The sequence below is a fragment of the Pseudoflavonifractor phocaeensis genome, assembly GCF_016901735.1.
In the GTDB taxonomy this organism is placed as follows: domain Bacteria; phylum Bacillota; class Clostridia; order Oscillospirales; family Oscillospiraceae; genus Pseudoflavonifractor_A.
This window is the reverse complement of sequence record NZ_JACLZC010000086.1, coordinates 1-8,995: the sequence shown is the minus strand read 5'-3', so window position 1 is coordinate 8,995 and position 8,995 is coordinate 1. Positions and strand designations below refer to the sequence as shown.

Genomic DNA, 8,995 nt, shown 5'->3' with positions numbered 1-8,995 from the left:
CGGCGGGGGAGTGCGATCCCCTCCCGTCTTGTAGGGGCGACCCTTGTGGTCGCCCGCATCCATGCAGGCATTTTGACGTTTCCTGCAACACGTTCCACTTTTTCGACAGCCTGGGCCCCGGACCGCTGGTCCGGGGCTTCCTTGTTTCGGAACCATGGCAATAAACGGCGGTGGGCAGGCGGTATTCGCCCCACACATAGGGGCGACCCTTGTGGTCGCCCGCGTCCTTGTTCAACCCAGGCGATAAGCGGCGGGTGTACGTTGTGCGCCCCTATGATGGATAAAAAACACACCTTCCAACCTGAAAAGACAGGGAAGAAGGTGTGTTTTCGTTTAACGCATCTCGCGGCGGCCTTCCAGGGCGCGCATGAGGGTAGCGTCGTCGGTGTATTCCAGGTGGCTGCCCACCGGGATGCCGTAGGCCAAGCGGGAGACCTTCACGCCGAAGGGCTTGAGCAGCCGGGAGAGGTACATGGCGGTGGCTTCGCCCTCGGTGTCCGGGTTGGTGGCCATGATGACCTCCCGAACCGGACCCTCGGCCACCCGGCCCAGCAGCTCCTTGACGTACAGGTCATCGGGTCCCACATGGTTCATGGGGGAAATGACCCCGTGGAGCACATGGTAAACCCCCTCATATTCCCGGGCCCGCTCGATGGCCACCACGTCCTTGGGGCTGGCCACCACACAGATGGTGGATTTGTCCCGCTTGGGATTGGCGCAGATGGAGCAGGGGCCGTCGCCCTCGGTGAGGTTCTGGCAGATGGGGCACAGGGCGATGGCGTGCTTGGCCCCGGTGAGGGCGTCGGCGAAGGCCTGGACCTCCTCCGGCGGCTGGGACAGAATATAGAAGGCCAGACGCTGGGCGCTTTTGTGACCGATGCCGGGAAGGCGGGCAAATTGCTCGGTGAGTTTTTCCAAAGCCGGGGGAAAATACTGCATGGATATCCTCCCCGGTCAGCCCCGCAGGGCCGAGATGACCACGCTGGGATCGGCGGCGCCGTAGACGGCGGAGCCGGCCACCAGGGTGTCGGCGCCGGCCTGGATGACCCGGGGGGCGGTCTTGGCATTGATGCCGCCGTCCACCTCCAGCCGGCAGGAGGGATTGACTCGGTCAATGAGGGAGCGGACCTGGGCGATGGTATCCAGCTGGCTGTCCATAAAGGCCTGGCCGCCGAAGCCGGGCTCCACCGTCATGACCAGCACCATGTCCAGCTGCTCCAGATAGGGGAGAATGGCCCGGGGCGCGGTGATGGGCCGAAGGGCCACCGCCTTTTTTATGCCGCAGTCGTCCATGGCCCGCAGGGCTTCGGCGATGCCGGCGGGACCGTCGGCCTCCAGGTGGACCGAGAGCAGGTCGGCCCCCGCCTTGGCGAAGGCCTCCACATAGCGCGCCGGCTTTTCGATCATGAGATGGACGTCCAGGAAAAAGTCGGTGCATTTGCGGATGGACTTGACCACCGGCACGCCGATGGTGATGTTGGGCACGAAATGACCGTCCATCACGTCCACATGGAGCCAGTCGGCGGAGGACACCCGGCGGATGTCCCGCTCCAGATTGGCGAAGTCGGCCGACAGGATGGAGGGAGCAATTTTAATCATGTTTTCATCCTCCTGTAAAAAAATCGAAAAGCGAAGGACACAAAGCCGGTGCTATACTGGATGGAGAGGCCCACGGCTCAGAGAATGGTGTTGACCACCTGGGCGTCGTAGCCCTGGGCGCGGAGGGCGTCCAGGATGGTATTTTTATGGACATGGCCGAAGGCCTCGGTGGTGACCTTCAGCTCCACGCCGGCCTGCCGGTTGATGTTGACGAACTGGTTGTGCTCCAGCTTGATGATGTTGCCGTTTTCCTTGGCCACCACCTGGGCCACCCGCAGCAGCTCGCCGGGCCGGTCGGGGAGCTGTACCGAGAAGGTAAACACCCGGCCCCGGTTGATGAGGCCATGCTGCACCAGGGAGGAGATGGTGATGACGTCCATATTGCCGCCCGACAGCACGGGGACCACGTTGCTCCCCCGGCATTTCAGGTGGGACAGGGCGGCGATGGGGAGGAGTCCGGCGTTTTCCACGATCATCTTATGCTTTTCCATCATATCCAGGAAGGCGTCCACCAGTTCGCTGTCGTCGATGGTGATGATGTCGTCCAGGTTCTGCTGAATGAAGGGGAAGATCTGGTCGCCGGGGGTCTTGACGGCCACGCCGTCGGCGATGGTGTTGACGGTGGGGAGGGTGACCACATGGCCGGCCTCCAGGCTGGCCTTCATGCAGGCGGCGCCGGTGGGCTCCACGCCGATGACGGTGACGCTGGGGTTGAGGAGCTTGGCCAGGGTGGCCACGCCGGTGGCCAGTCCGCCGCCGCCGATGGGCACCAAAATCACGTCCACGTCGGGCAGGTCCTGGAAAATCTCATAGGAGATGGTGCCCTGACCGGTGGCGATGGCCGGGTCGTTGAAGGGATGGACGTAGGTAAGGCCCCGCTCCTCGGAGAGCTGGGCGGCCAGGGCGGCGGCGTCGTCGAAGGTCTCGCCGTGAAGGATGACCTCCGCGCCGTAGTCCTTGGTGTTGTTGACCTTCACCAGGGGGGTGGTGGTGGGCATGACGATGGTGGCGCTCACGCCGGCGGCCTGGGCGGCGTAGGCCACGCCCTGGGCATGGTTGCCCGCCGAGGCGGTGATGAGGCCCCGGCTCTTCTCCTCTTCGGTCAGGGTGCTGATCTTATAATAGGCGCCGCGGATCTTGTAGGCGCCGGTGACCTGCATATTTTCCGGCTTGATGTATACGTTGTTTCCGGTGGCCTTGGAAAAGGCGGGGCTGTAAACCAGGCTGGTTTTGGAGATGACGCCGGAGAGTACGCTGCGGGCGTTTTTGAATTCGTTGAGTGTGAGCATAGCGGTCCTCTTTTCTCTCCCGACACACAGGGCGGCTGCGGTCGTTCTTTAGTGTGGCCGGGGGCGGTGGGAGGGCGTCAGCGCCCAGCGCACATGGTCCTTTCAGCCAATATACCCTATATCATACTGACTTTTTCCCCTAAAGTCAACGTGTTCTTGACACCTACATCCGGGAAAGGTACAATGAATCTGAACACTCTTTCAGACCCTGGAGGGACTTCCTATGGCAAAGAAAGTAATTCGTTCCACGGCGCCCATCTATGCCATCGGCGTCACATGGCTGGCCTGGGGGATCTTTCTGCCCCTTTACGAGCCCATCCATTACGCCGCGGCGGCGGCGGCCTCGGCGGTGGTCTTTTTGGCGGCGCGGAAGATCTGGCCGGACCGCCAGATCAATACGCCCGAGCCGGAGCCGGAGCAGAAGCAGGCGGAGGCCAAGGCTTACAATTGGTCGTCCAAGGGCGGACAGACCCAGCAGGAGCAGCCCGCCCGGGAACAGCAGACCAGGCAGACCGCGCCCGAGACGGACCCGGAGGTGGCCGCCCTTTTGGCCGAGCGGGACCGGGCGGTGGGCGAGATGCGCCGTCTCAGCGACAGCATCGCCGACAAAAAAATCTCCGACCAGATCGACCACCTGGAGCAGGTGACGGGAAAGATCCTGGACCATGTGGCCCAGAATCCCGCCAAGCTCCCCCAGATCCGGCGCTTTTTGAACTATTACCTCCCCACCACCCTCAAGCTGCTCAACGCCTACGACCGGATGGACGCCGCGGGCGTGTCGGGGGCCAACATCGACGGCACCAAGGGCCGGGTGGAGGATATTATGGACACCATCGTCAAAGCCTTTGACCAGCAGCTGGACGGCCTGTTCGGGGACGAGGCCCTGGACATCTCCACCGACATCACTGTGCTGGAGCAGATGCTGGCCCGGGAAGGTTTGGGCGGGATGCAGATGCCCGGCAATTGAAATAAGAGAATAAGAAAGGAAGAACCACCATGGCAGATCAAATGGATATGACCCCTCAGCTGACCCTGACGCCCAATGAGACCGTGCCCGCCGCGCCTCAGGCCCCCACCTTGACGCTGGACCCCACCGCAGCCGCCGCCCAGGCGGGGAAGGATGTGGACAGCGTGGCGCTGGAGGAGAGCCGCCTTTCGGAGAGCGAGCGGAAAATGGTGGAGGATTTTGCCCAGAAAATCGACATCACCGACTCTAACCTGGTCTTTCAGTACGGCGCCGCCGCCCAGAAGAACATCGCCGCCTTTTCGGAGAACGCCCTGGAATCGGTGCGCACCAAGGACCTGGGAGAAATCGGCGAGGCCCTCTCCTCCCTGGTGGTGGAGCTCAAGCACGCCGGCGCGCCGGAGGAGAAAAAAAGCGGTATTCTGGGCTTTTTCCAGAAGAAAAAGGATGAGCTGGAGGCCCTGAAGGTGGCCTACACCCGGGCCGAGGTCAACGTGGACAAGATCGTCACCATTCTGGAGGGCCATCAGGTCACCCTGATGAAGGACATCGCCATGCTGGACCAGATGTATGAGCTCAACACCAAATACTATAAAGAGCTCACCATGTATATCCTGGCAGGCAAAAAACGCCTCCAGCAGGTGCGGGCCAACGAGCTGGAGCAGCTGCGCCTCAAGGCCACCCAGACCGGCGCCCAGGAGGACGCCCAGGCTTACAACGACCTGGCCAACATGTGCAGCCGCTTTGAAAAGAAGCTCCACGACCTGGAGCTGACCCGGATGATCTCCATCCAGATGGGTCCCCAGACCCGCCTCATTCAGAACAACGACGCCCTCATGCTGGAAAAGATCCAGTCCTCTCTGGTGAATACCATCCCCCTCTGGAAGAGCCAGATGGTGCTCTCCCTGGGGCTGGAGCACTCCCGCCAGGCCACCGCGGCCCAGAGCGCCGTCACCAACATGACCAACGACCTCCTGCGCAAAAACGCCGAGATGCTCAAAATGGGCACCATCGACACCGCCCGGGAGGCCGAGCGGGGCGTGGTGGACATCCAGACCCTCCAGCACACCAACGAGCAGCTCATCTCCACCCTGGACGAGGTCATGAAGATCCAGAACGAGGGCGCCCAGAAGCGCCGGGAGGCCGAGGCTGAGCTGGGCCGCATCGAGGGCCAGCTCAAGCAGAAGCTGCTGGAGCTGCGGGGCTGAGTACCGTTTCCGTTTCCCCTGACCGGAAGGAGAACCTCTCATGAAAGTATGGAAAAAAACCTGGGTAGCCGTTCTCGTTGTACTGGTGCTGATCGCGGCGGCTGTGGGCATCGGTCAGCTCCGCCGCCCGCAGCAGCAGGTGGCGGGCGGAAAAACCGACCTGGATACCACCTTGGATACCGCCTACCTCTCCAAATACCTCTCCGACGGCGCGGACCTGTTCTCCGCCGGCGAGGAGAAATCCATCCTGCTCTACAACGCCAACTGGGATGCGCGGTATAACAGCATCGTCGCCGTGGTGACCCTCACCGAGAGCGGCGACGACTCCCTCTATGATACCGCCCTGGACTGGGCCAACCGCTGGCAGCTGGGCGCGGGCGACGCCATCCTGGTACTGGAGACCGCCGGGTCTGGAGATTATTATTTCCTCACCGGCGACGACTTTTACTCCATGATGCCCGACGACGTGGTCAGCCGCTACCTGGACCAGTATCTGGAGGCCGACTTTGCCGCCGGACGGTACGGGAAAGGCGTTCTGAACCTTTTCTCCGCCGTCAACGAACTCTATTATGACACCTTCGGCCTGGGCAACGAGGGGTACAGCGGCTATTCCGCCGCGGGCTACCACACCCCCGCCCGCTGGCTCACCATTCTGGTGGTTCTGGTGGTGGCGGTGCTCCTGGCGGCCTCCGTTGCCGACCACTACCGCTATGACACCTACCGCCGCCGCTATGGCGGAATGGGTACGCCTCCGGTGGTGTTCCGGCCCATCTTGTTCTGGCACCGGCCTGGCTGGGGCTGGTATGAGCGCCGGTGGCACAGTCCGCCTCCCCCCAGAGGTCCCCGTGGACCCGGACCGGGAAGCGGTCCCAGGCCCGGCGGTCCCCGGCCTGGCGGCGGAAATCCCGGCGGTTTCGGCGGTATGGGCGGCTTTGGCCGGGGCGGCGGTTTCGGCGGCGGTCATGGCGGCGGACGCTCCGGCGCCGGCAGAGGCGGCAGCTTCGGCGGCGGTCACGGCGGCGGCCGTGGGGGCGGCTTCGGCGGTGGCCGGGGCGGCGGTTTTGGCGGCGGCCGGAGATAACGGTTTTTGCCCGCTTTTTGCAAAAAGCGGCGGGGTCCAGGGACGGCGTCCCTGGCCGCATGCCGCGGCGTGCGGAATCCCCCTGCACGCGCTGGCGCGTGCACACCCCGTCCCTCTTATATCTTCCTGTGGACCCGTCCCAACCATGGCGACGGGTCCTTTTTTGCGCAAAACACAAAACCAACATAACTCTATGCTACCCTATCCTCGGAAGAAAGGAGGAACCAACATGGCCTATCAAATTTTAGCCGCCGAGGATGAGCCCCGCCTGGCGGCCATCATCCAAGATTACTTCCTTGCCCACGGTGCGGACTGTACCCTGGCCAAGGACGGCGAGGAGGCGCTGGACCTGCTGCGGGCCCACGATTACGACGCCGTGCTGCTGGACGTGATGATGCCCGGGGCGGACGGCTTCGCGGTGTGCCGGGCGGTGCGGGAGAGAAGCGGCGTACCGGTGCTATTCCTCACCGCCCTGGGGGGTGAGGAATACGCCCTCCACGGATACGAGCTGGGGGCGGACGACTACATCACCAAGCCCTTTTCCCTGGCGGTGCTCTACGCCAAGACCATGGCCCTCATCCGGCGGACGGCTGGGAGCAGCAGCGAGGTGCTGACCTGCGGGGCCGTCACCGTCCACCCGGGGCCCCGGACCTGCGCCGTGTCCGGCCAGCCCTGCCCCCTCTCGCCCCGGGCGTTTGACCTGCTGCTGTGCCTGATGCGCAACAGAGGACAGGTCCTGAGCCGGGAACAGCTTCTCGATAAGGTGTGGGGCCTTGACTTCGAGGGGGACAGCCGGGCGGTGGATGTGCAGATCAAAAACCTCCGGGCGGCGCTGGGCCCGGCGGGTAAACAGATCAAAACCGTCTATAAAGCGGGCTATCAGTTGAAGGAGGGAGCGAAATGAAAAAGCACAAAGCAGGACAACCGCTGCGGTGGCGTCTCATATGGGCCATGGCAGGGACGGTGCTGGGTATCTGGGCGCTGCTCATGGGATTGCTGCTGCTCCAGACAGTGGAAGAGGTGGACAACAGCCTGGAGCAGAAGCTGCACCAGGATGTAATGTATTTTTATAACCTGCCGGAAGATGCGTGGGAACGGGAACGCGCGTTTCTGCATCAATACCAGAGCGGCATCACACAAGGAGATGCGGAGGCTGCCTTGGTGGCTGTGGACCCATCCGGTCAGCGGGCGGCAGAAAGTTCCATTTCCTGGGGGGAAGCCGTTCGGGCGGATACCGGAGAAGTGGTACAGCTGAATCTGGACAATCTGGACCGGGAGGGCCAATTGATTCTGGCGGAATGGATTTTGGCGAAAAATGAGAAAATCGGAAGAGAGTGGGATACATATGAACTGAGCCGCGATGTCCAGGTGAGAAAAGCAGAGGTGCGGGGCTGGGTGGATGGAAATACGGTACATGTCCACCAGATCATCCTGCGGCTGACCAATGGCGGAAACGATTTGGTGGTGGACATCGGAGAGGAGGACACAGAACTGGAGACGGTACCGGTGGACTATCTGGAGCTGAGCAGCAGGATTGCGGAGTGGACAGAAACGGGCAAACCGGCGGAGCGGGAAGAAATGGAACGACACTTGCAGCACTTTGAGATGGCGCAGATTCTGGTGGATCGGGCGATCCGGGGAGAGCACGTCCAGTGGGTGGATTCTGTTTCTGTCTATATGCCAACTGACAGTCAGACGGAGCGTGCCGACCAGTCAGACGGCCCCATGCAGGACCGTGGTCAGATTTATCTGGGTATCTCCCTATCCAAAAGCGAGATCATCTGGGAACGTATTGGCGGTACGCTTATCAAATCTCTGCTGCTGGCTCTGGCTGTACTCCTGTTCCTCTCCCGCTATCTGGCCAAGCAGATCATCCAGCCGCTGGAGAATTTGCAGCGGGCCACAGCGTCGGGTACAAAATGTACCGTTTTGGGACCAGTACGAGAAATCAATCAGCTGGCCGATGCCTTCAACCACGCCCAGGCGGCGTTAAAACAGGACCTGGAGCGGGAACGGGACCTGATGCGGGCGGTGGCCCATGAGTTAAAGACGCCGGCAGCGGTGCTGCGGTCCTATGCGGAGGGCTTGCAGGAGGACATCGCGCCGGACAAGCGGGAAGCATATCTTCGTGTTTTGATGGAAGAGGCCAACCGGACGGGAAAACTGGTGGAGGATCTGCTGGAGCTGACCCGTATCGACAGCGGGAAAACACCCCTCCGGATGGAAGCAGTGGACCTGAAAGCGCTGCTGGCCCAGGTGTTCGGCCGCTATGAACAGATTTTAGCCCAAAAAGGCGGAACATTATCCCTCCTGCTGGACGACTGTACCAATACCTGCGACCGGAGGCGCATGGAGCAGGCGGCGGACAATCTGGCCTCCAACGCGGCGCGGTTCTGCGCCAACGGCGGTACGGTGACGGTGCGGCTCCGGCGGGAAGGAGAGGAGACGGTCTTTACCGTGGACAACGACGGTCCCAACATCCCGGCGGAAGCCCTGGAACGTATCTTTGAACCCTTTTACCGGGGAGACTGGGCCAGGGACCGGGAGAGCGGCGGGGCCGGGCTGGGGCTTGCGCTGGTAAAGAGTATCCTGGCGCTTCACGGCGGACGCTGTACGGCGGAAAACCGGCCCGGCGGCGTGGTGCTCCGGGTGGAACTTCCTGTCAATAACGCCGGCCGCCTTGCGCGGTGAGGCGCCATCTGATAAACTGTAATACGGACTCATACGCCTCGGTTTTTCCCTTCCCTGTAGGTTTGTCAAACATATTGGACAGTGAACTCAGAGGGAGAAAGCCAGCCCAGGGGCCTCATGGGAAAGTTGTTTGAGCGGCGGTTGTGGACAGCAAGTTGCTTGG

At 62.2% G+C, this 8,995-nt stretch carries 8 protein-coding genes; 5 read left to right on the top strand and 3 right to left on the bottom strand.

Annotation, left to right across the window (positions count from 1 at the left end; genetic code table 11):
• Positions 1-333: 333 nt before the first annotated feature.
• From recR to ilvA, 3 genes are all read right to left on the bottom strand, one after another.
• Complete coding sequence (recR, locus tag H7U37_RS13630; RefSeq protein ID WP_204876517.1) at positions 334-939, bottom strand: recombination mediator RecR; 606 nt, start codon at positions 937-939, stop codon at positions 334-336.
• Between the two features lie 15 nt (positions 940-954).
• Positions 955-1,599 carry a ribulose-phosphate 3-epimerase gene (gene rpe / locus H7U37_RS13625; RefSeq protein ID WP_204876516.1) on the bottom strand — a complete coding sequence of 215 codons (645 nt, stop codon included), beginning with the start codon at positions 1,597-1,599 and terminating at the stop codon, positions 955-957.
• A 77-nt stretch (positions 1,600-1,676) separates the two neighbouring features.
• On the bottom strand, positions 1,677-2,888 hold the full coding sequence (ilvA, locus tag H7U37_RS13620) for a threonine ammonia-lyase (RefSeq protein WP_204876514.1): 1,212 nt from the start codon (positions 2,886-2,888) through the stop codon (positions 1,677-1,679).
• 223 nt (positions 2,889-3,111) lie between these two features.
• On the opposite strand from ilvA, the gene H7U37_RS13615 reads away from it, so the two are divergent.
• The 5 genes from H7U37_RS13615 (at position 3,112) to H7U37_RS13595 (ending at position 8,832) form a co-directional block, all read left to right on the top strand.
• Entirely contained in the window at positions 3,112-3,855 is a 744-nt protein-coding gene (locus H7U37_RS13615; RefSeq protein ID WP_204876513.1) for a 5-bromo-4-chloroindolyl phosphate hydrolysis family protein, read from the top strand.
• Positions 3,856-3,884: 29 nt separating this feature from the next.
• Entirely contained in the window at positions 3,885-5,060 is a 1,176-nt protein-coding gene (locus tag H7U37_RS13610) for a toxic anion resistance protein (RefSeq protein WP_204876512.1), read from the top strand.
• Positions 5,061-5,100: 40 nt separating this feature from the next.
• Positions 5,101-6,141, top strand: a complete 1,041-nt coding sequence (locus H7U37_RS16110) for a TPM domain-containing protein (protein ID WP_204876511.1) — start codon at positions 5,101-5,103, stop codon at positions 6,139-6,141.
• 229 nt (positions 6,142-6,370) lie between these two features.
• The gene (locus tag H7U37_RS13600) at positions 6,371-7,045 is read left to right on the top strand and encodes a response regulator transcription factor (protein ID WP_243413572.1); all 675 of its coding nucleotides are present in this window, start codon (positions 6,371-6,373) and stop codon (positions 7,043-7,045) included.
• Positions 7,042-8,832: a sensor histidine kinase gene (locus H7U37_RS13595; protein WP_204876509.1), complete on the top strand. Its 1,791-nt coding sequence runs from the start codon at positions 7,042-7,044 to the stop codon at positions 8,830-8,832. The genes H7U37_RS13600 and H7U37_RS13595 overlap by 4 nt, the downstream gene beginning before the upstream one ends.
• Positions 8,833-8,995 lie beyond the last annotated feature (163 nt).